The organism is Devosia ginsengisoli (assembly GCF_024707105.1).
Classification (GTDB): Bacteria; Pseudomonadota; Alphaproteobacteria; order Rhizobiales; family Devosiaceae; genus Devosia; species Devosia ginsengisoli_A.
This window is the reverse complement of record NZ_JANQAJ010000004.1, coordinates 51,450-73,040: the sequence shown is the minus strand read 5'-3', so window position 1 is coordinate 73,040 and position 21,591 is coordinate 51,450. Positions and strand designations below refer to the sequence as shown.

20 protein-coding genes and 1 pseudogene are annotated in these 21,591 nt (G+C 63.6%); 9 read left to right on the top strand and 12 right to left on the bottom strand.

The features are described 5' to 3' along the window. Positions 1-5: 5 nt before the first annotated feature. From NVV79_RS01220 to NVV79_RS01205, 4 genes and pseudogenes are all read right to left on the bottom strand, one after another. Positions 6-1,538, bottom strand: a complete 1,533-nt coding sequence (locus NVV79_RS01220; RefSeq protein ID WP_303985437.1) for a permease — start codon at positions 1,536-1,538, stop codon at positions 6-8. Next, positions 1,535-2,268: pseudogene (locus NVV79_RS01215) on the bottom strand (ABC transporter ATP-binding protein). The gene NVV79_RS01220 and the pseudogene NVV79_RS01215 overlap by 4 nt, the downstream one beginning before the upstream one ends. A 90-nt stretch (positions 2,269-2,358) precedes the next feature. Next, the gene (locus NVV79_RS01210; RefSeq protein ID WP_303985435.1) at positions 2,359-3,345 is read right to left on the bottom strand and encodes a ribonuclease T; all 987 of its coding nucleotides are present in this window, start codon (positions 3,343-3,345) and stop codon (positions 2,359-2,361) included. 65 nt (positions 3,346-3,410) lie between these two features. After that, positions 3,411-5,387 (bottom strand): bifunctional 2',3'-cyclic-nucleotide 2'-phosphodiesterase/3'-nucleotidase, encoded by a 1,977-nt coding sequence (locus NVV79_RS01205; RefSeq protein WP_303985433.1) that lies wholly within the window; start codon positions 5,385-5,387, stop codon positions 3,411-3,413. Between the two features lie 832 nt (positions 5,388-6,219). On the opposite strand from NVV79_RS01205, the gene NVV79_RS01200 reads away from it, so the two are divergent. Continuing rightward, positions 6,220-7,152: a neutral zinc metallopeptidase gene (locus NVV79_RS01200; RefSeq protein ID WP_303985431.1), complete on the top strand. Its 933-nt coding sequence runs from the start codon at positions 6,220-6,222 to the stop codon at positions 7,150-7,152. 103 nt (positions 7,153-7,255) lie between these two features. On the opposite strand, the gene NVV79_RS01195 is transcribed toward NVV79_RS01200, so the two are convergent. Both NVV79_RS01195 and carA read right to left on the bottom strand, forming a co-directional pair. Next, positions 7,256-7,993, bottom strand: coding sequence for a GNAT family N-acetyltransferase (locus NVV79_RS01195; protein WP_303985429.1), 738 nt, complete (start codon positions 7,991-7,993; stop codon positions 7,256-7,258). A 3-nt stretch (positions 7,994-7,996) separates the two neighbouring features. Continuing rightward, complete coding sequence (gene carA, locus NVV79_RS01190) at positions 7,997-9,202, bottom strand: glutamine-hydrolyzing carbamoyl-phosphate synthase small subunit (protein ID WP_303985427.1); 1,206 nt, start codon at positions 9,200-9,202, stop codon at positions 7,997-7,999. A 194-nt stretch (positions 9,203-9,396) separates the two neighbouring features. On the opposite strand from carA, the gene NVV79_RS01185 reads away from it, so the two are divergent. Next, the gene (locus tag NVV79_RS01185) at positions 9,397-9,849 is read left to right on the top strand and encodes a GatB/YqeY domain-containing protein (RefSeq protein WP_303985425.1); all 453 of its coding nucleotides are present in this window, start codon (positions 9,397-9,399) and stop codon (positions 9,847-9,849) included. Here NVV79_RS01185 and NVV79_RS01180 read toward each other — a convergent pair. Both NVV79_RS01180 and NVV79_RS01175 read right to left on the bottom strand, forming a co-directional pair. Then, entirely contained in the window at positions 9,846-10,991 is a 1,146-nt protein-coding gene (locus NVV79_RS01180; RefSeq protein ID WP_303985423.1) for a diguanylate cyclase, read from the bottom strand. The two genes, NVV79_RS01185 and NVV79_RS01180, sit on opposite strands and share 4 nt — an antisense overlap. A 127-nt stretch (positions 10,992-11,118) precedes the next feature. Beyond that, complete coding sequence (locus NVV79_RS01175) at positions 11,119-12,297, bottom strand: MFS transporter (protein WP_303985422.1); 1,179 nt, start codon at positions 12,295-12,297, stop codon at positions 11,119-11,121. Between the two features lie 181 nt (positions 12,298-12,478). Here NVV79_RS01175 and NVV79_RS01170 point away from each other — a divergent pair, with 181 nt between their 5' ends. Further along, positions 12,479-13,042: an HdeD family acid-resistance protein gene (locus NVV79_RS01170; protein WP_303985420.1), complete on the top strand. Its 564-nt coding sequence runs from the start codon at positions 12,479-12,481 to the stop codon at positions 13,040-13,042. A 3-nt stretch (positions 13,043-13,045) separates the two neighbouring features. On the opposite strand, the gene NVV79_RS01165 is transcribed toward NVV79_RS01170, so the two are convergent. Beyond that, positions 13,046-13,441, bottom strand: coding sequence for a hypothetical protein (locus NVV79_RS01165; protein ID WP_303985418.1), 396 nt, complete (start codon positions 13,439-13,441; stop codon positions 13,046-13,048). Between the two features lie 69 nt (positions 13,442-13,510). Here NVV79_RS01165 and dnaG point away from each other — a divergent pair, with 69 nt between their 5' ends. The 6 genes from dnaG to NVV79_RS01135 all read left to right on the top strand — a co-directional run bounded on the left by dnaG (position 13,511) and on the right by NVV79_RS01135 (position 19,127). After that, entirely contained in the window at positions 13,511-15,445 is a 1,935-nt protein-coding gene (dnaG, locus tag NVV79_RS01160; protein ID WP_303985416.1) for a DNA primase, read from the top strand. 189 nt (positions 15,446-15,634) lie between these two features. Further along, the gene (gene rpoD / locus NVV79_RS01155; RefSeq protein WP_303985414.1) at positions 15,635-17,704 is read left to right on the top strand and encodes an RNA polymerase sigma factor RpoD; all 2,070 of its coding nucleotides are present in this window, start codon (positions 15,635-15,637) and stop codon (positions 17,702-17,704) included. A gap of 12 nt (positions 17,705-17,716) precedes the next feature. Further along, positions 17,717-18,007 carry a DUF2442 domain-containing protein gene (locus tag NVV79_RS01150; RefSeq protein WP_303985412.1) on the top strand — a complete coding sequence of 97 codons (291 nt, stop codon included), beginning with the start codon at positions 17,717-17,719 and terminating at the stop codon, positions 18,005-18,007. Positions 18,008-18,028: 21 nt separating this feature from the next. After that, positions 18,029-18,319, top strand: a complete 291-nt coding sequence (locus tag NVV79_RS01145) for an HlyU family transcriptional regulator (RefSeq protein WP_303985410.1) — start codon at positions 18,029-18,031, stop codon at positions 18,317-18,319. Positions 18,320-18,402: 83 nt separating this feature from the next. Then, the gene (locus NVV79_RS01140) at positions 18,403-18,624 is read left to right on the top strand and encodes a hypothetical protein (RefSeq protein WP_303985408.1); all 222 of its coding nucleotides are present in this window, start codon (positions 18,403-18,405) and stop codon (positions 18,622-18,624) included. Further along, positions 18,621-19,127: a hypothetical protein gene (locus NVV79_RS01135; protein ID WP_303985406.1), complete on the top strand. Its 507-nt coding sequence runs from the start codon at positions 18,621-18,623 to the stop codon at positions 19,125-19,127. The genes NVV79_RS01140 and NVV79_RS01135 overlap by 4 nt, the downstream gene beginning before the upstream one ends. An 8-nt stretch (positions 19,128-19,135) precedes the next feature. On the opposite strand, the gene NVV79_RS01130 is transcribed toward NVV79_RS01135, so the two are convergent. The 3 genes from NVV79_RS01130 to NVV79_RS01120 form a co-directional block, all read right to left on the bottom strand. Then, positions 19,136-20,173: an LLM class flavin-dependent oxidoreductase gene (locus tag NVV79_RS01130; protein WP_303985404.1), complete on the bottom strand. Its 1,038-nt coding sequence runs from the start codon at positions 20,171-20,173 to the stop codon at positions 19,136-19,138. A gap of 98 nt (positions 20,174-20,271) precedes the next feature. After that, positions 20,272-20,955, bottom strand: a complete 684-nt coding sequence (locus tag NVV79_RS01125) for a tellurite resistance TerB family protein (protein WP_303985402.1) — start codon at positions 20,953-20,955, stop codon at positions 20,272-20,274. A 176-nt stretch (positions 20,956-21,131) separates the two neighbouring features. Beyond that, positions 21,132-21,527, bottom strand: coding sequence for a hypothetical protein (locus NVV79_RS01120; protein WP_303985400.1), 396 nt, complete (start codon positions 21,525-21,527; stop codon positions 21,132-21,134). Positions 21,528-21,591 lie beyond the last annotated feature (64 nt).

The following is a 21,591-nucleotide window of genomic DNA, read 5'->3' as shown; positions in this document are numbered from 1 at the left end:
GGCGTTCAGCGTCGCCGCGGGCTTATCAGCTTGGCGAGGATGATCACAAGCACTGCAACAACGGCCGGCGCGATGGCCAGTGCCGAGCCGGCGGCCAGCAGGGCACCGGTGCCGGCCCACATGATCGAGGCAAAGGCCTCGCTCACCGTGGCGGCGCGCGAGGCGACCTGGCGGCGGCGGAACATCGAGCGCTTGGCGACCACGCGGAACCAGAGCTGGATGGCAGTTGCCGACCCGGCCGACAGGGCTGCGCAGAGAGCGGTGATCAATGCCATGCGCGGCGAGGAGAACGCCATCAGCACCAGCAGCGGCGCCATGATGACGCCGATGACGGTTAGCACCGCCTCGATCTTGGCGACCAGTACCGTTCGCGGGGAAACCGGGGCGGTGACCACCAGGTCATGGGCATCCTCGCCCGAAATGGCGAGCCAGGCGAGACCGCCGGCCAATTGCCCCGCCGCCATGACCAGCACCGGTACGGCGACGACGAAGGCCCCGGCCACATCGCCGAAATTCATCCAGAGCAGCAGGCCGGGCGGCACCAGATAGAGGATCTGCATCAACGTCTGCGACAGCAGCCAGGGATCGCGCTGCAGCAGGCGCCATTCCTTGAGCCGCAGCACATGGCGTTGCGATGCCGGGCGGAAAGCGCGCGGCGATGGCTTGCGCTGGCTGGCAATGTGGTTGAGCCCGGCGGCGGAAATGGCCAGGCGCGCATAGCTCGATGCCGAGATGGCTATGGCCAGCACCAGAGCGCCGCAGCCGATGGCCAACATGATCAGCAGGGATTCGGCATCGCCCATGGCCGCCTTGGCCGGCAGCCATAGCGGGCTGTCGATACCGGGTGCCGCATCGATGATGGCTTGCGACTGGAACAGGCTGAAGCGCGAGAAATTGCCATAGTAGAGGATGGCCGCGGCCTGGATGCCGATGACGAAGCCGGCGCCGATAATGGCGGCGACGATCTGGGAGATGAAGCGCGTCTGCCGCGGCCCGACGAGGCGGAACAGCAGCATGGTTATGCCCACCGACAGCGCCGTCGAAATGGCGCCCATGGCGATGATGACGCCATAGGCGGCCAGCCAGCGCTGGCCATCGAACAGCGCCAGCATATTGATCAGCGGGCTGGCCAGCAGGCCGGTAAAGGCCACGTTGGTCAGCGCCACCGCCCCGGTGCGGACCGCGAACAGTCGGCGCGACGAGGCGGGCGAGGAGAGGATGAGGTCGAGGTCGGAGCGGCCGTAATAGACGCGGGTCACCGCTTCGAGGGCCTGGGACAGCATCACCGTCCAGAACAGCATTCCGGTGCCGGTCAGCATGACGAGGCTTTGCGCGTCCGAACGCACGCCATCGGCCGCCCAGCGCGCCACCACGCCATAGGCGAGCAGGTGCATCACCAGGATGACGATGCCGAGGAAGATGGCGAGGCCGATGCCGCGCGCCTTGCTGCCGCCGGTCATCATGGCCAGCATCTCGCGCCAGGCCAGGGTCAGTTCATGGCGGGCGAACCAGGTCAGCGTGGCCGGTGCGGCGCTCATGCGGCGTCCGATACCAGGTCGAGGAAGATATCTTCGAGGCTGGATTCCCGGCCGATGCGGCTGCGCAATTCGGCCAAAGTACCTTCGGCGATCAGCCGGCCCTGGTTGATGACGCCGATGCGTTCGGCCATGCGCTCGGCGACTTCTAGAATATGGGTGGTCATGATGACGGTGACGCCATCGCGCACCTTGCCGAGCAGCACGTCCTTGACCTGCCGGGCCGAGCCGGCATCGAGCCCGGTCAGCGGCTCGTCGAGGATGATGAGGCGAGGGTCATGCACCAGCGCACCGGCCAGAGCTACTTTTGCAGCATGCCCTTGGAAAAGCCTCCGCAAAGTTCGTTGGCATGCGGCCGCAGGCCCAGCCAGTCGATGAGATCGTTGGCCCTCGTCTCGGCCTCGTGGCTCTCCACCTGCCAGAGGCCGGCGACGAAGGCGAGATATTCCGTTGGCGTCAGCCGATCATAGACCATGGGCTCGTCAGACACCCAGGCGGTGATGCGCTTGGCGGCGATGGGATCGCGCCGCGCATCGATGCCGAAGATGGATATGCTGCCCGCATCGGGCTGCAACAGTCCCGCCACCATGCGCAATATGGTGGTCTTGCCCGCGCCATTGGGGCCGAGCAGGGCGTAGAATTCACCCGCCTTTATGGTCAGGTCCAGATCGGTCACTACCGGCCGGTCGAAACTTTTGGCCAGGCTGGAAATGGCGAGGGCAGGGGTGGTCATGGCGGCGCTCCGGCGGGAAACCGGGCGAAGCCTATCCCCCCGGCCTTTCCCGCCCGTGAATCGGCAGCGTTAAGATTTTGGTGCCTGCCGTCAGCGCAACCCCACCGGATCGACCATGCCGGAATTGCAGCCACCCTCGGTCGGGTTGGCGGCGGCGATCAGGGCGGCGAAGTCATCCGGGCCGGTAATGGTGCCGGTGAGGCCGACGGTCAATTCGGTAATGATGGTCCGGTTGCCATCCGGCGCGCATGCCATGCGCACGCGCTCGCCCGCGCCGGGGCCGAAGGCGGTGTCGAAGGCCTCACGCACTTGGCGCAGGGTGATCTTGCGGCCGATATTGCTGGCAAACAGTTCCGCCACATCGGAGGTGTTGAGCGCCAGCAAAAGATCCAGCGCATCGGCATAATATTCTTCGGCCGTCGTTCCATAACAGGTGCCGTGCCTGGTCCATTCATGGCGCTCCAGCGCCGATTGCGTGCCGGGCATGGCTTCGTCGAGATCGCGCTGCAGGCCGGGGCTCAGCGGCAGGCGGGGCAGGGCACGCCAGTCGCCACTCTGGCTGGCCTGGCGCTCGCGGGCCGGCACGTTGCAATATTCGTTGTCGCGCGGCTGCGGCCACAGGCCATGCAGGGTGAAATTGGTGGCCTCGAAATCACCCGCCTGCTGGTCGCGGCATTCGGGCTTGCGCGGGCTGGTCTCGCAGAAGGCCGGCTGCCAGTTGACCGCCAGGATATATTGCGTGCCGCGATAGGTGGGGGCCGGCGCGGCTGGCGGCGGCTCGGCGATCCGGCCCTCGGCATCGGTGGCGCGGGTGCCGCAATCGACCGCGACCCAGCGGCGCTCGGGTTCGGCGCCGGGTATGACGATCCAGAGATGAGTGGGCCGCGCCGTGTTGCCGGCGACCAGGTCATAGGCCCGGCCGGGCTGGGTCATCACCGCACCCGGATTGGTCTGGCGGTTGATCGACTGATAGGCCGGGCAGGCGGATGTGGCGGTGAAATAGCCGGTGAGCGGCACTTCGGCCCAGGCGGGCAAAGCCAGCATCAGCAGCAATGCGCCTGCCAGTATCGTCCGCATGGTCATCCCCTCAAACACAACGAGGGAGCCGTAACGGCTCCCCCGCCAGATTGCCAGCGCTAGCCTTAGAGCGCGATGCGATAGAGGCCGAAGCCATCGGCGTCGGTGTCGCCGGTTGCCTCGATCTTGACCGCCGTGACATCGGCCACATGCTCGGCCGCCTTGGGGCCGGTGGCGAACAGCACGGTCGTGTCCCCGATCGGGGCGAGCGACCAGTTGCTGTCGGCCGATGGGTTGATCGTGCCATTCTCGACGATGAAGCGCACGATGATGTCGCGGTTGGTATCGGGACCCTTGAAGATGATGTGGTCGGCCCCGGTGCCGGGGAAGGAACCACCGCCGCCGGCGCGGTAGTTATTGGAGGCGACGACGAATTTGGCCGCCGGATCGACCGGGGCGCCATCATACATCAGTTCGATGATGCGATTGGCGTCGGGATTGGCCACTTCCTTGCCGTCGCTGGAATATTTCGACGGCTGGGTGAGGTCGATCTTGTAGGTCACGCCATCGATCACGTCGAAATTGTAGGACGGGAAATCGAGGTTGATCAGCGGCGCATCCTGGGCGCCCTTTTCCACCTGATTGAAGATGCCGGCCGAGCGCTCCAGCCAGTCCTTGACCTCGGCGCCTGACACGACCACGGCCTGGATGGTGTTGGGATAGAGATAGAGGTCGGCGACATTCTTGATGGCGACCGGACCAACAGGCACATCGGTATAATAGTCCGGGCCGCCGCGGCCGCCGGCCTTGAACGGAGCCGCCGCCGAAAGGATCGGCAGGCTTTCCCACTCGGTGCCAACAAGCATCTGCTCGATATACCAGGTCTGCGCCTGGCTCACGATCTGCACCGACGGATCGTCGGCAACGAGCGCAAAATAGGAATGCAGCGGCGCCGACGTCTCGCCCACGGCACGGCGCACATAATCCAGCGTCTCGTCGTGGTCGGCCTGGGCAGCGGCGACCACTTCGGCTTCGTCCGCGACCAGCGGCTGCACCGCGCCATCGACACGCTCGAAGATCGGGCGGGCTTCCGAGGTATGCGATACCACAGTCCACTTGCCATCGGCATCCTGCTCCAGCAGCAGGTCGATCAGGCCCATATGCGAGCCCCAGAAGCCGGCCATCACGGCGGGCTTGCCGCTCAGCGTGCCGGCCTCGATATCGGCGCCTTCGACGCCCTCATAATCGGGGCCGGGGAAAACCAGGTGCTGGTGGCCGGTCAGGACCACGTCAATGCCTTCGACCGCAGCCAGTTGCAGCGAGGCATTTTCGGCCCCGGTGGTCTGGTCGGCGGCGATGCCGGAATGGGAGAGCGCGACGATGATATCGGCGCCTTCTTCGCGCATTTTCGGCACATAGGCGGTGGCGGTCTCGACGATATCGCGGGTATTGACCTTGCCGGTCAGGTGCGTCGCGTCCCAGGTCATGATCTGGGGCGGCAGGAAGCCGATCAGGCCGATCTTGATCGTCTTGGTGGCGCCCGAGCCGTCGGTCAGTTCTTTTTCGACGATCAGGTAGGGCTCGATATAGGTGTCGTCGCTCAGCGGGTCGGCGGCCAGTTCGCCCCGCACCAGATTGGCCGAAACGAAGGGGAATGTGGCGCCTGACAGCGCCGTGTCGAGATAGTCGAGGCCATAGTTGAATTCGTGGTTGCCCAAAGTCGCGGCCTCGTAGCCCAGCGTATTCATGGCGGCGATGATCGGGTGGACGTTGTCCTCCAGGCCCTTTTCATAGGCGATGTAGTCGCCCATCGGGTTGCCCTGGATGATGTCGCCATTGTCGACCAGCATCGAATTGCCGGCCTCGGCGCGGATGCCCTCGATGATGGAGGCGGTGCGCGCCAGACCCATCGTGTCGTTGGGGGCGTCGGCATAATAGTCATAGGGAAAGACGGCGACATGCAGGTCAGTCGTTTCCATGATGCGCAGATGCGCCTGGTTGGCCTGGGCCAGCGCGGCGAAGGGGTGCATGGCGGCCATGGCCCCCACGCTCGCGGAGCCCGCGAGGAAAGTCCGTCGAGAAATCTTTGGCAGGAAATTCATTGATGTCTCCCTGAAGCGTTCATTGGCTGAACAGTATCCCGGGGGCGCCGCGCTCCCGGACGTTGGGCCCACGGCCCTGCGTGACGCTCCCAGTGGAGCGCGCTTGCTCTTGCCGCCGATAGGTGACGGTGGAATGACGGCGGCACAGTGAAGCTATGGAATTTTGACCGGGTGGTCAATTTATGACAGTTCGATGACAGTCTGTTTCTGATGTGCGTGCGTGCACAGACGCTCCCCCGCCCCCGATGTCATCCCGGCTTTGAGCCGGGACCCATCCCGAGATCGCGCCACAGCCGCGAGGTGGATCGTGCCTAAACACCCCACCCTCATTCCCTCCCCACAAGGGGGAGGGAGGCGCCAGAGCAACCCTCAAGGATCATCTCGAATATCTTCGCGAGCGCCGGCCAGGCTTCCCTCCCCCTTGTGGGGAGGGAGTGAGGGTGGGGGTGGAGTCACGAACACCGACTTATCCATCTTCTCCTCCTGCCTGAAACCACGCGCACACTCCTTCCATCACCCCGCGCGGCGGCCTGCAGGCGAACAGTGGTGGGGTGAGCCGGGCGGGGGCTTTGCCTCTCCCACAGGTTCGAGTCCGGGCGGAAGCGTGTGCGCGACCCCCGTACAGTTCCAAAAACCGGCACTCCGAGACGGCGAGCGTCTCACTATTAAATTACTCAGGGGCGAAAGCCGTCTCGGGGTCCGCCCGCTGCCATCTTGGCATGCGGCCTGTCACGATAACCGCAATCCAGGCGGCGCCTTAACTTGCCTATCGGAACCGATTGCATCGGCCCGGCTTGTTGCTAGGCTGGGGTATCTATCGGAGAATATCACCATGAAGTGGCGTGGGCGCGAGCAGAGTTCCAACATCGAGGATCGGCGCGGTCAGACCGGCGGCGGTCTGGGCGGACTGGGTGGCAGTCCGTTCGGCCGGGGTGGAGGCGGCATCCGCATTCCCACCGGCGGCGGGTCGCGCGGCGGCATTGGCAGCATTGTCGGTATCGTGGTGGTGCTGGGCATCATCTGGGCTGTCACCGGCACCAACCCGATCGATATTCTTACTGGCGGATCGAGCACCACCAGCAGTCCGTCGGCCAGTTCATCGAGCCAGTTGCCCACCAGCGGCGAACAGGCCGAATTGCGCGACTTTGTCGGGGTGGTGGTCAAGGAGACCGAAGATCTGTGGACGGACGTCTTCCAGGCGTCTGGCCAGAACTATCCCGAGCCAACCGTGGTGCTGTTCTCCAATGCGGTCAACACCGCCTGCGGCGCTGCCGATTCGAGCACCGGGCCATTCTACTGCCCCGGCGACCAAAAGGTTTATATCGACCTCGGCTTCTACGACCAGTTGCGCGATCAGTTCGGCGCGCCGGGCGATTTCGCCCAGGCCTATGTGCTGGCGCATGAAATCGGTCACCACATCCAGAACATCACCGGCGTGCTGCCCGAATTCAACCAGCGCCGTGCCGCCATGAGCCAGGAAGAGGCCAATGCCTATTCGGTGCGGGTGGAATTGCAGGCCGATTGCTATGCCGGCGTCTGGGCCAGTTATGCCGGGCAGGAGGATCTGCTTGATAATGGCGATGTCGAGGAGGCGCTGAACGCCGCCGAGCAGATCGGCGACGATACGCTGCAGAAGCGCATGCAGGGCTTTGCCGTGCCCAAGACCTTCAATCATGGCACTTCGGCGCAGCGCAAGACCTGGTTCGAGCGTGGCTATACGTCCGGTAATCCGGGCGATTGCGACACATTTTCGGGAAGTGTCTGACGCTTTTCACCTCTCCGGGGAGAGGTGAAAAAAGGCTCCCGCGCATCACGTTATCCCCGCCGTCCCCGCGGCGGGGTATGCTTGGTCGCCAGCACGGGGGCAGCTAGAGCGGATGTTCCATCCACAGATTGGGTTCAAGGCAGACGCCGCGATCGGCCGCAAGGTCGATGTCGAGCGGAGCAAGGGCCTCCGGAATGGCATAGCGACCGCTGGCCGGGAAACGCATCCCGGTCCAGCGCTGCCACTGTTCCAGCGTGCCGGTAATGGTCTGCGAGGCCATGGCCGGGCCGATCACTTTGGCGCCCATGGCCTCATGCGTGCGCAGCCACGGATCGAACGGCGTGCCGTCCGCGCGGCGCCAGGCGCAATAGGTGGCAAAATCCTGCAACGGATAAGCCGCCTTAAGCGTGGGCCGGACCGGGGCGACCATGCTGCCCAGGCCGGCAGCACGGGCCGGCGGCTTCATGGCTTCGAGCAGGCGTTGGGCCAGGCCCGTGCCGCGCTGCTCCGGCCGGATGGCGACGGAAAGGGCGGAGAGGGCATTGACGGAACCACCGGAGCGGGCGGCCAGCACACCCTGTTCCAGCACCCAGTCCCAACCGGTATCAGGCAGGCTGTCGCCGCGCGGAAAGGGCACGCTGTTGGCAAGGCCCACGACCTTGCCAACAGCCTCATCTACCGCGATGGTCTGATAGTTCGCCAGTTGCCCCTGATACAGCGACGGCCAATAGGCCCGCAAAGCCGCCGTATCGAGCCAGGCGGGCCAAATCTCGCCACCCATGGCCTCGGCCTCCGCGACCAGGTCGGGACGGTCCGCCGCCGAAAACAGTGCGACGGCCATGGCTCAGGCCGCGGGCGCGGCGTGTTCTGAACGCTGTTCCATGCCCTTCTGGGCACGGACATGGTTGAGGAAGCGTGTGAACAGGTAATGGCTGTCGCGCGGACCGGGGCTGGCTTCGGGGTGATACTGCACCGAGAAGATCGGCTTGCCCTCGACACTGAGGCCGGCATTGGACTGGTCGAACAGCGAGATATGGGTCTCGGTGACGCCAGCGGGCAGGCTTGCCTTGTCCACGGCAAAGCCATGGTTCATCGAGGTAATCTCCACCTTGCCGGTGGTCAGGTCCTTGACCGGATGGTTGGCGCCGTGGTGGCCCTGATGCATCTTGGATGTGGTGCCGCCCAGCGCCAGCCCGAGCAGTTGGTGGCCGAGGCAGATGCCGAAGATCGGCTTGCCGGTTTCCATCAGCTTCTGGATGGTCGGCACGGCATATTTGCCGGTCGCGGCCGGATCGCCGGGGCCGTTGGAGAGGAAAATGCCATCGGGATTGTGCGACAGCACATCGGCAGCGGTGGCCGTTGCTGGTACGACCGTCACCTTGGCGCCCTGGTCGGCCAGGCAACGCAGGATGTTGCGCTTGGCGCCGTAGTCGATGGCCACGATATGGAAGTCGGGCTTGTCGAGCTTGCCATAGCCCTTGTCCCACTGCCAGCCGGTCTGGTCCCAGTGATAGGTCTGGGCCGTGGTGACTTCCTTGGCCAAATCGAGGCCCTCGAGGCCGGGAAAGGCCTTGAGTTCGGCAGCGATCGAGCCTTCGTCGAACATGCCGGTCGGCTCGTGCGCGATGACGCCGTTGGGCATGCCGTGTTCGCGGATCTGCGCGGTCAGGGCGCGGGTGTCGATGCCCGATATGCCGACGATGTTGCGCTTCTTGAGCCAGGCATCGAGCTTTTCGGCGGCGCGATAGTTCGACGGATTGGTGATGTCGGCCTTGAGCACGACACCCCGGACGCCGGACAGGGCGGCCATGTTGACCGTCTCGATATCCTCGTCATTGGTGCCGACATTGCCGATATGGGGGAAGGTGAAGGTGACGATCTGCCCCGCATAGGAGGGATCGGTGAGAACTTCCTGATAGCCGGTCATGGCGGTGTTGAAGCACACTTCGCCGGCGGCGTGTCCAACCGCTCCGATGCCGCGGCCTTCCAGGCGCGTACCGTCTGCAAGGATCAGAAGAGCGGTCGCGGGGGATTGCTGCCAGCCGGTCACGGTGGGCCTCCAGGGGTTGGTTTCAAATGGTCGCGCGGCCGAACCGGGAAAGTCTCGCAACTTTTCCTGACCACGCTCGCGATATGTCGGTTGAGGCTTCCCTTTAGAAGCCTGTCGCGTCCGGCGCAAGTAGCGCAGGCGGCTTATTGTGCCTATATGGGCCGCACAAAATGCATAGCAAGAGGATGATAGCCATGCGCGAACAGTTCAGCGAGGGCCTCAAGACGGCCCTCAAGGCCCGCGACCAGCGCCGCACGGCGACGCTGCGGGCCATCACCGCCGCGATCAAGGACAAGGATATCGCCATCCGCACCGAGAATCGCGGTCCGGCGACCAACGAGGAAATCCTCGCCATCGTGCAGAAGATGGTCAAGCAGCGCGAAGAGAGCTTTGCCATCTATGCGCAGGCCGGCCGCGCCGACCTCGCCACTGTGGAAAAGGAAGAGATCGACATTCTCAACGAGTTCCTGCCCAAAGGACTGACCGAGGAAGAGGTCGATGCGGCGATCACCGCGGCCATCGCTGCGACGGGAGCCGAAGGCCCCAAAGACATGGGCAAGGTCATTGCCCAGCTCAAGGTCGACTATCCGGGCCGCATCGACTTCGGCAAGGCGAGCGGCAAGGTACGGGCAGCGCTCAGTGCCTAGGCAATGAGGCGCAGGGCAGCGGCCGTGACCCTATTGCGGCCGTTGTCCTTGGCCTTGTAGAGCGCGGAATCGGCGCGGTTGAGCACCGACGAGAACGATTCGTCGGCGCCGCTGGTGGCCACGCCGACGCTGACGGTCGAGCGGATATTCTCGGACAGCAGCCGCACCGCGGCCTGCTCGAAATCGGTACGGATACGCTCGGCAACGAGCTTGGCCTGATCGACGGGCATCGGTTGCAGCACGGCGCAGAATTCCTCGCCCCCGATCCGGGCCATGCTGTCGTCGTCGCGCAGGTTCTGGCGCAGGATGGCGGCGAATTGCTGGATCACGGCGTCACCGGCCGCATGGCCCTGGCGATCGTTGATCTGCTTGAAATGGTCGATATCGAACATCAGGACCGCGGTGCCGACAGGCAGTTCGGCCTTGCCGAAACGGTCGAACAGGGCGCGGCGGTTGAGCAGCCCGGTCAGCGAGTCGGTCTGGGCTTCCAGCCGGTGGCGCCTTGCGGCACGGGACTGGTTGAGTGTCAGCGACAGCGCGCCGATGCCGGTGAGGCCGATAATGGCCATGATGGAGTTAAACGCCTCGGCCCAGTTATTGGGTGGCGTCGTCAGCACGAACCGGCCTTCTATGACCAGCAGCACTGCGCAGGCGAGGAACGAGATGCCGGTCAGCGCGAACAGGACTGCCGCGGTCAGCAACGGAACGGGGGCTTCGGCGCGGCCGGCCCAATATTGATACCCGCACAGGGCCATATAGATGGCGCAGAAGAGATTGAGCGCGATCGTGCCGACGCCGGACAGGCCCATGAAAAATGGCAGACCTGTCGCCAGCATGGCGACTACCCACAGCAGTGCCGCGGGAAGCACGCGCGCCCGGCCGGTGCGGAACTGGCAGATGCCGACATGGATCAGTGCCATCCCCGAGATCAGCGCCGAAAAGGGGCCTAACTGCATGAGCATGTCGTAACGGCCATTGCGCAGGCCGAGTGCGGCCAGCGCGATGACGACGAAGGCCATGCCGGCGGCCCAACTGATCAGGTGGCCGTCATGACGGGCATTCAGCCAGCTCAGCACCAGCGTCAGCATCAGCGCACCGCTTGAGAATGCGATGGCTATCATCAATGTGCTGTTGTCGATCATCGAGCTGTCCGCGCCGTCCTGCCGTTTCCGCCAATATGGTGCGGCTTACAGAAAGAAGAATTGCTGGGTGGGCATTGACACCGGACTTGGTCACCAAATCGTTAGTTTTGATCGGTGTTTAGTCGGCTCATTCCGCTGCATCTGGTATGGCAGGTGCAGCTCGCTGCTCGGCCAGGTAGGAGCCGATGGCGATCAGCAGCGCCAGGACGAGCGCGGCGGTTCCGATGAGTGGCAGGTTGCGATAGCCGAAGCCGGCTTCGAGCAGGGTCCCGCCCAGCACGGCGCCGATGGCGATGCCGATATTGAAGCAGGACGGGATGAGCGCCGAGGCCAGATTGGGGGCATCGGCCGCCCAGGTGAGGATGCGCGACTGCAGGGGGGAACCGAAGGCGAAATTGACGCCGCCCCAGAACAGGACCGCAACGGTCATGACCAGTGGGTTGGGGCTGACCAGATAGACGATGGTGAAGGCCAGCGCCTGGGTGGCGAGGATGCCGATCAGCGAAGGCATCAGCTTCCAATCGGCCAGGCGGCCGCCGATGAATACACCGATGGTGGAGCCGACGCCGTAGAGCAGCAGCATCCAGGGCAGGGTGGCGGTGTCGAGGCCCGTGACCTCGAGCAATAACGGGGCGATATAGGTGAAGAGGCTGTATTGCCCGATCATCGTCAGGAGAGCGATGGCCAGGGAAGTCACGATCTGCTGGCGGGCGAGGGCCTTGAACTCGCGCAGGAAGCTGCCGCCAGTCGCGGTTTCGCCGGTATTGGCCGGCAAGAATATCGCGATGGCGAGGGTTGAAAGCAGACCAAGGGCGCCAACCGCCCAGAAGGTGGCACGCCAGCCCAGCGCATTGCCGATGGCCGTGCCGCCGGGCACGCCCAATATGTTGGAGACGGTGAGGCCGGACAGGATCAGCGCCACGGCAAAACCGCGCTTGTCGGCGGGAACGAGGCCGACCGCGACAATGGCGGCGATGCCGAAATAGGTGCCATGGACCACCGAAACGAGCACGCGGGCTACCAGCAGCAGTTCGAAACTGGGCGCTATTGCGCAGAGCGCCTGCCCGACCGTGAAAACGCCACCCAGCAACAGGATCAGCGTCTTGCGCGACAGTTTCTTGGTTGCCACGGCCAGCAAAGGGCCGCCAATGGCGATGCCGATGGCATAGGAGGTGACAAGATAGCCCGCGACCGGAATGGTGACGCCGAGGCCAAGAGCCACATCCGGCAGCACGCCGGCGATGACGAATTCAGCCGTGCCGAAGGCGAAAGCGGCAAGAAACAGGGCAATGAGCGGGAGCGACATGAATCAACCGCCGTCAGGCGGGCCTCGATTGAAGAGGTCTCAAACCATGGAGACGGGCCGGTCGCAATCAACAAATTGCTGCGCGCGCTATAGATAATCTTAAATGGACGGCGGCTTGGCAGCGCCGCTGGCTAGGCTAAACTGCTTTGCGGACAAGCGGCGAGTCCTTGAGGAGGCGACAATGACGGTTTCGGCTGAGACGAAGAGACGGTTTGCGCTGGCAACGGCGTTGCGCGGTATATTGATGCTGCTGGCGGGGCTCTATGCCATCATCTGGCCGGGGGAGGCTCTGACCGTGCTGGTGCTGGCCGGCGGCATCCTGCTGGTGATCGACGGTGCACTGGGCCTGTGGAGCCTGACCTTCGGGGGCGGCAAGAGCGGCAATTACTGGTTCGACGTGGTGTCGAATGCGCTGTCGCTGATCCTGGGTGTTCTCATCCTGATCAGCCCGTTGCTGGCGACAATCTTTACCGTGACGTTCCTGTCGACGCTGGTCGGTATCGCGGCGCTGGTGGTGGGCATCATGCAGATCTGGGTCGTTGTGCGCGAGCGGGAAAGCTATGCGCGCATCTGGCCGGTCGTGCTCTCGGGCATTTCCTACATCCTGCTGGGCCTGGTCTTCCTGTTCTTCCCGCTGCTTAGCGCCTCGATCGGGGTCATCTTCGGCGGCGTGCTGCTGGTGTTCTTCGCCTTCGGCCTGTTCGGCTGGGCCTGGCGGCTCTATCAGCGCAGCAAGGCGGCCTGAGCCTCAGCGATAGATGACGGCGATGCCGGCAACAGCATCGTCCTGCCGGTAGATAGTGGCGTCTGCCGGCAGGGTCAGTTCGATATTGCCATAGGCGTCCCAGCGTGGATCAAAGTCTGCCTCGGCTCCGATCGAGACGAAGCTGGTGGCGTCGTCGGGCAGCTCATCGCCCGCGGGGATGAGTGCTGCCTGCGTGTTCAGGCCGGTCGTGGCGCCACAGTTGCGTGAGAATATCACCAGATCGAAGCTGGCGTCGGGCGAGGTCAGTCGGTCATGCTCGGCAGTCTCACAGCCGGGCAGCAGGCTCGAGAGGTACCACAATACGCCGCCGATCAGCAGGGCGGGCAGTACGGTCAGCGCCGCGAAGAGCCGGAAGGGAAACCTGCTGGGGATGGCCACCGGAAACTCCTGCTGTGGATAAGTCATGGGCCCGTGACTCGGACGACCCGAATGCTTACTTAACATCCCATGCGCTTTTCCGATCAGTTCCTCGATGAAATCCGTCAGCGCCTGCCGATTACGCAGGTAGTGGGCGAGCATGTCATGTGGGACAAGCGCAAGAGCCAGCCGGGCAAGGGCGACATGTGGGCCTGCTGCCCGTTTCATGGCGAGAAAAGCCCGAGCTTTCACGCCGATGACCGACGCGGCATCTATCACTGCTTCGGTTGCGGGGTATCGGGCGACCACTTCAAGTTCCTGACCGAAAAGGCCGGGATGAGCTTTCCCGAGGCGGTGGAAAAGCTGGCCGGCATGGCCGGCGTGCCGATGCCGGCGCGCGATGAACGCCAGGAAAAGCGCGAGGCCGAGCGCAAGAGCCTGATCGACGTCATGGAACTGGCGACGAAATATTTCGAGGCGGCGCTGAGCCATAATATCGGCGCGCGGGCGCGGGGTTACCTGCTGGAGCGCGGGGTTTCGGCCCAGAGCCAGACGCGCTTCCGCATCGGCTTCGCACCGGACAGTCGCAACGGGCTCAAGGAGCATCTGGCAGCCAACGGGGTTTCGGCGCAGGACATGGTGGATACCGGGCTGGTGACCAGCCGCGACGACGATCCGCTGACCTATGACCGGTTCCGCAACCGCGTCATGTTTCCGATCATGGATTTTCGCGGGCGGGTCATCGCCTTTGGTGGCCGCGCCATGTCGGCCGACGTGCCGGCAAAATATCTCAATTCGCCCGAGACCGAACTCTTCCACAAGCGGCAGACGCTCTATAACGGGCAGACCGCGAGGCAGGCCGCGCGCGATGGCAGCACGGTCGTCGTGGTGGAAGGCTATCTCGATGTGATCGCCGCGGTGGCGGCGGGCTTCGAGGGCACGGTGGCGCCGCTGGGAACGGCGCTGACCGAAGAGCATCTGCAATTGCTGTGGCGAATGACGGATTCGCCGGTGCTCTGCTTTGACGGCGACAAGGCCGGTCTCAAGGCGGCGGAGCGGGCGGCGGACCTGGTGATGCCGCATCTCAGGCCGGGCTTTTCCGTGCGTATCGCCACGCTACCGGAAGGGCAGGACCCCGACGATCTGATCAAGGCGCAGGGCCGGGGTGCCTTTGCCGATGTGATCGAGCGGGCGCGAAGCCTGTCGGACGTGATCTGGAGCATGGAGACGGGCGGGCTGGTGCCCGAGACGCCGGAGGCGCGGGCTGCGCTGCAGGCGCGACTGCGGGAACGTGCCAATGGCATTCAGGACGGTTCGGTGCGCTTCCATTATGCGCAGGCGTTCGACGAGAAGCTGCGGGCCTTTTTCGCACCGGTACGGCAGAACCGGTTCGAGCCGCGCGGCGGGCAGCAGCGCTATGGCCAGAGCGGGGCCTATGGCTATCCGCGCGGCGGCACGCCGCGGCTCGTCGTTTCCGACACCTTGCGCAATTCGCGGCTGCTCAAGCCGGGCGCCATGGCCGAGGCGACGCCGCGCGAGGCGGCGATCATCCTGAGCCTGGTCAACCATCCGGCTTTGGTCGAGGACAAGTTCGAGGCACTGGCGGCGCTCGATTTCGAAACGCCGACAGCGCAAAAAGTGATGAACGAAATTCTGAGCCTGGTGGTGCGTCACCACGACATCTCGGGCGACGACCTGAAGGCGGCTTTGGGCGTGCGCGGACACGGGCCGGCGCTGGACAAGATGAGCGATGTGCTGGCCCGCCAGGGCGTGTGGCAGATCGCCTCGGAAATCGCTTTGGTCGATGCCGAGACCGGATTGAGTCACGCACTGGCCTTGCATAACAAGAAAGTTCAGCTAAATAGGGAACTCAAGGCAGCCGAAGCGGCGCTGGGCGAAGACCCGAGCGAAGAAACCTTTGAAAGGCTGCGGGACATCAAGAACCAGATTACCACTGTCGATGGCACAGAGGCATTGATCGAAGGATTCGGTTCGTTATCGGGACGCGCGACACGCAGCTTTTAGGGGATGACCCGAAAAAGCCCGCGGGTACGCGCGATTTTGCATATGGCGATATGTGAAGTCATCCGAGGCGAACCTTGGTCGCAGCCAGGACGTTAACGCCTGAGTGACCAAACCTTTACCTTGCCTTGAGGTGTCACCACTTAAGCCTTACCCGGACCCGTGCGATCGCGGGTTCCGACGGAGTACCAGATGGCCACCAAGGCAGCACCCAAGACCACCAAGGATACCGAGAAGCCGGAAACCGGCGCCCCCGAGGCGACGAACGATTCCCCGCTGCTCGACCTTTCCGACGCCGCGGTAAAAAAGCTCATCAAGGTCGCCAAGAAGCGTGGCTATGTGACCTATGAAGAGCTCAATGCCGTGATGCCTTCGGACGAAGTGTCGTCCGAGCAGATCGAAGATTTCATGTCCATGTTCTCCGACATGGGCATCAATGTCGTCGATGAAGACGAGGTCGAAGAGACCGAAGTCGAGAAGGAAGAGGAAGACCAGGGCCAGGAAGTGGCCCCGACTTCCGGCACCGCCGTTTCCACCACGTCGAATACCAAGGCCGGATCGGACCGCACCGATGATCCGGTGCGCATGTATCTGCGCGAAATGGGCTCGGTGGAACTGCTGAGCCGCGAGGGTGAAATCGCCATCGCCAAGCGTATCGAGGCCGGTCGCGAGACCATGATCGAGGGCCTCTGCGAAAGCCCGCTGACCTTCCAGGCCATCATCATCTGGCGCGAGCAGCTCGCCCAGGGCGAAATCCTGTTGCGCGACATCATCGACCTTGAAGCCACCTATGCCGGCCCCGACGCCAAGCAGGCGGCTCCGGCACCGGACATGGTGAGCCTCAATGCGGCTCCCAGACAAGAAACCGTTGTCGAGAAGCCCAAGCCGGCCCCGGCGCCCAAGAAGGCATCAGGCGGCGAAGACGACGACTACGTTCCCGAAGAGCCCGAGGCCCCACAGGACCCGGCGCCCGATGACGACGACGACGAATTCGAGAACGCCCTGTCGCTGTCGGCGATGGAAGCCGAACTCAAGCCGCAGGTGGTGGAAACCTTCGACCGCATCGCCAATGCCTATGGGCAGATGCGCGAGATGCAGGATCGCCACGCCGAGGACCTGTCTGCCTCGGTTTCGGATGCCGATACCAAGAAGCTCGATGTGCTGCGCGGCGATGTCATCACCGACGTCAAGTCGCTGTCGCTCAATGCCAGCCGTATCGAAAGCCTGGTCGAGCAGCTCTATGACATCAACAAGCGCCTGGTGAAGCTGGAAGGACGCCTGCTGCGCCTGGCCGAAAGCTATGGCGTCAAGCGCGAGAAGTTCCTCGAAAGCTATTACGGCCAGGAAGTGAACCCCGCCTGGGAAACCGGCCTTGCCGATTTCGAGGGCAAGGGCTGGGCCGAATTCGCCCGCCGAGAAGCCGACACGATCCGCGAAATCCGCGGCGACGTGGCGACGCTGGCCAGCGAAACCGGCCTCAACATCGCCGAATACCGCCGTATCGTGCACAAGGTGCAGAAGGGCGAGCGGGAAGCCGCCATTGCCAAGAAGGAAATGGTCGAGGCCAATCTGCGCCTCGTGATTTCCATCGCCAAGAAGTACACGAACCGCGGATTGCAGTTCCTCGACCTGATCCAGGAAGGCAATATCGGCCTGATGAAGGCGGTCGATAAGTTCGAATATCGCCGCGGCTACAAGTTCTCGACCTATGCGACCTGGTGGATCCGGCAGGCAATCACCCGCTCGATCGCCGACCAGGCCCGCACCATCCGTATTCCGGTGCATATGATCGAGACGATCAACAAGATCGTTCGCACCAGCCGGCAGATGCTGCATGAAATCGGCCGCGAGCCGACTCCCGAGGAACTCAGCGAAAAGCTGCAGATGCCTCTGGACAAGGTCCGCAAGGTACTCAAGATCGCCAAGGAGCCCATCTCGCTCGAAACGCCGATCGGCGACGAGGAGGATTCCAACCTCGGCGATTTCATCCAGGACGTAAATGCGATCCAGCCGATCGATGCGGCCATCCAATCGAACCTGCGCGAGACCACGACCCGCGTGCTGGCGTCGCTGACGCCGCGCGAGGAACGCGTGCTGCGCATGCGCTTCGGCATCGGCATGAACACCGATCATACGCTCGAGGAAGTCGGCCAGCAGTTCTCGGTGACCCGCGAACGCATCCGCCAGATCGAGGCCAAGGCCCTGCGCAAGCTCAAGCATCCGAGCCGGAGCCGGAAGCTGCGGAGCTTCCTGGACAACTAGGGGACGGCTCACATGGCCGTTCCGCGCCTCAAGCTCACCAGCATTCGTGCCATCGTGCCGTTCCGGCTGGTGGTGGCGTTTTCCGATGGATCATACGGCACGTTCGATGCGGCGCCGATGATCGGGGAGCGGGGCGAGGGTACGGAGCCGTTGCGGGATCGGCGGTTCTTTGGCACGGTCGAACTGAAGAACGGCGTGCCGACCTGGCCGAACCACTTCGATATCTCGCCGGACTGGCTGCGCGAGGAAATGGAAAAACGCGGCGAGTTGCAATTGCCGCTGCCGGTCCGCCGCAGGCGCTGACCAACGAGAAGGAGACGAGCCATGTCGTTTTGGAAGAACCTGTTCGGTGGCGGTTCGTCGAGCAGTGAGCCGGAAGGCGACAAGGCGCTGGGCGAGGAAAGCTACAAGGGCTTCCTCATCAAGGCGATCGAGATGAAGGCGGGCAGCGAGTTGCAACTGGCCGGCACGATCGAGAAGGATGTCGGTGGCGAACTCAAGACCTATCGTTTCATCCGCGCCGACCGCATGAGTTCCCGCGACGACCTGGTGGCCCTGGCATTGAGCAAGGGTCGGCAGATCATCGACGAGCAAGGCGAAGGCATCTTCCGCTAAGCCGGACTATCGCAAATTTCAGTATTGCCGGAGCCCGCGGACACATGTCCTGCGGGGCCGGCTTTTCGCACAGGAGAATATCAATGGCCAAGAAACCCACAGCACGCAGCGAATTCGTGATGTTCGACGTGATCTACGAAGACGGCAGCCAGCGCTCCAACCGCAAGGTGGATGCCAGCCTGCTCGGTGGCCTCGATGGCGATGAGCCGGCCAAGGCTGCTATCGAGGAGCAGGATCGTGCGATTTCGGAAAAGTCAGGCCTGCCGCCGCTGGAGATCAAGACGATCAAGCGTTCGGGGAAATGAAACGGCTACAAGCCGTCCTGATCCTGATGCTTGGAAGCACCGAGGTCTTTGCACAGGAAGGATGGGTGCGCACCGAGACAGGCTTTGTCGGCGCCGAGCGCTATGTCTGCGAGGATGAGTGCGCCAAGGACCGGGTGGTTTGTGTCACGTTCTCACATCCCGGGGCCAAGGGCCTACGGCCAGCAGACCTGACGAAAACAGATCATCTGCCATGGGGCCAGATGGACTATGCCATGGTCGCCGCAACCATGAGTGATCGCGACGATCTCGACCCCGGCGACATGTTGGGTGGGGATCGTTTGTCAGGGCCCGAGCTGGTTTCATTTTCAGGGCTGGACTGGGTCACGGCCAGCTATGCGTTTCAGTCCGGCGTCGAGGCATTTTCCATAGAATTGCTGCTTTGGACCAAAATGGCCGCAGTCGAGGGATTGCGGTGCAGTTATCCCGCTGGCCGCGATGTCAGCCAGCGGGTCCGCGACCTCGCTGTGGACCTGCGCAACTAGCGCAGATATCAGCTTAACGCCTTGTCCACCGCCGGTTTCACCACGGTTCCATAGAGTTCGATGGCCTTCATGACCTTGTCGTGAGGCAGGGTGCCGACGCTCAATTGCAGGCCGAAGCGGTCATGCTTGAACCATTCGTGCTGCATCAGGATCTTGTCGATGATCTCCTGCGGTGAGCCCATGAAATAAGCGCCTTGCGGGGTAGCCCCAGCGTCGAACTGGGCGCGGGTGGTCGGAGGCCAGCCGCGTTCCTTGCCAATGCGGCTCATGGCGGCGCTGTGAGCCGGGAAGGCGATGTCGCGGGCGTCCTGGCCGTCGACAGCGATGAAGCCGTGCGAAGAAATGCCGACCGGCAGGGTTTTGGGCTCGCGGCCGACCTTCTCGGCGGTGTCGCGATAGAATTGCACCAATGGTGCGAATTGCTGCGGTTGGCCGCCGATGATGGCGATCATCAGCGGCAGGCCGTAATAGGCGGCGCGGGCCACCGAATTGGGTGTGCCGCCAACGGCGATCCAGACCGGCAGCGGATCCTGTACCGGCTTGGGATAGATGTCGAGGCCGGGAATGGGCTTGGTGTGCTGACTACCCGGCCAGGCGACCTTGCCGCCTTCGCGTATCTTGAGCAGCAGTTCGAGCTTTTCCTCGAACAGGCTGTCATAATCGTTGAGGTCTAGGCCGAAGAGCGGGAAGCTTTCGACGAAGGAGCCCCGTCCGGCCATGATTTCGGCGCGGCCATCGCTCAGCAGGTCGAGCGTGGCGAATTGCTGCCAGACACGGATCGGGTCTTCCGAACTCAGCACGGTGACCGCCGTGGAGAGGCGGATGGATTTCGTGCGCGCAGCGGCTGCGGCAAGAATGGTCACGGGGGCAGAGGCCACGAAATCGGGGCGATGATGTTCGCCGAGACCATAAAAGCTGAGGCCTAGTTGATCAGCCAGCTCGATTTCTTCGAGCAGGTCGCTCAGCCGCTCGGCGGGGCTTTGCAGCGCATCGCCGTTGAGCGGGTCGGGCGTGTTTTCGGCGAAGGAATAAAGTCCGAGTTCCATCTGGGTGACTCCTGGTTGAGTGACAGATGGCTTGCCGGCCAAGCGCGATCAAGAACGCACAGCGATGTAACCGCGCGCCCATGAGCGCGCGGCTGGAATCAGACGTTGCTGCCGGAAGGCGTATAGGCAAAGGGCGCGGCGGGAGCCGTTGCCGGTTCGGGCGCCTTTTCGCCGGCGGCCTTGTGGATTTCCGCCACGAGGGCGGGAGCCAGTGTCAGCTTGGAGGCCAGCGCGTCGAGATAGGCGCGTTCCGAGGCCGTGTCGGCTGTGATAGCGACCAGTGAGGCCGCATAGATTTCGGTGGCGTGCTCGGGCGTGTCGGCGCGAGCAACGACAGCGTTGATGTCCAGCGGGCTGGAGAGCTCGTCGAAGACCCAGGCTTTTTCCTCGGCAGACAGGTTCATGCTCTCGAGCTTGGAAAAGATGGCTTCCTTCTCGTCAGCGTCGATGCGGCCATCGGCCTTGGCGGCAGCGATCATGGCGCGGACCAGCGACTTGCCGAGTTCTTCCTGGGCGTTGATATCGCCGGCGGATGGAATGAAGGCATCCTGGGTTGGTACGGGGGTGCCCTGCTGGTTCTTCTGGTAGTTCTGCCAGGCGTTGTAGGCGAGGCCGCCAACGGCCGCGACGGCGCCGATCTTGACGGCATTGCCGGCAAGCTTGCCCAAGCCGCCACCGCTCAGCAGCATGCCGGCGGCGAGGCCCGCGGCACCGGTCATGGCGGTGCGCTGGGCATTGGGGTCGGTCTGGAGGGCTTTGACGATCTGGTCGATATTGAACATGGGGGCTCCCTTCTTTGTTGCCCCTGCAAATGGGGATGCAAATGGTCCTGCGCAAGGCGCGGGAGCCGTATTGCCGAGCCCAAAAAGCAAGACCCCGGCGGGGCGGCCGGGGTCTCCTTTTCGATATTGCCAGAGGGAGGGCTGGCAATATCGGGGGAGGCTAGTTGTTGCCGTTGTTAGACGGCAGGTTCAGCGGCCGGGGCCTCGGTAGCGGGGGCCTCCGTAGCCGGGGCGGCATCAGGAGCCGGAGCCTCGGTCATGGGAGCCGCATCGGTCGCCGGAGCGGCCGGGGCCTCAGTCATGGGGGCGGCGTCAGTGGCCGGAGCCGCAGGGGCTTCAGTCATCGGAGCCGGGGCCAGGGTCGGATCGACCGGGGCTTCAGTCACCGGGGCGCCGTTCACATCGACCGAAGTCGACGGGCCCGAATTGGCAGAGAACACCAGGTAGCCGATGGCCAGCAGGGCCAGGGCAACAATGATGCCGACGAACCAGCCGGTACCACTGCTTTCGCGGGTGTAGACGGTCCGGTTGCCGTCGTTGGTATAAACGGTATCGCGTTCAGGGATAGCCATGAGTTCGCTCCTTTGTTTCACCGTATGGCAAAGAAACGCGGGCTTTTTGTTTTCGTTCCCGAAA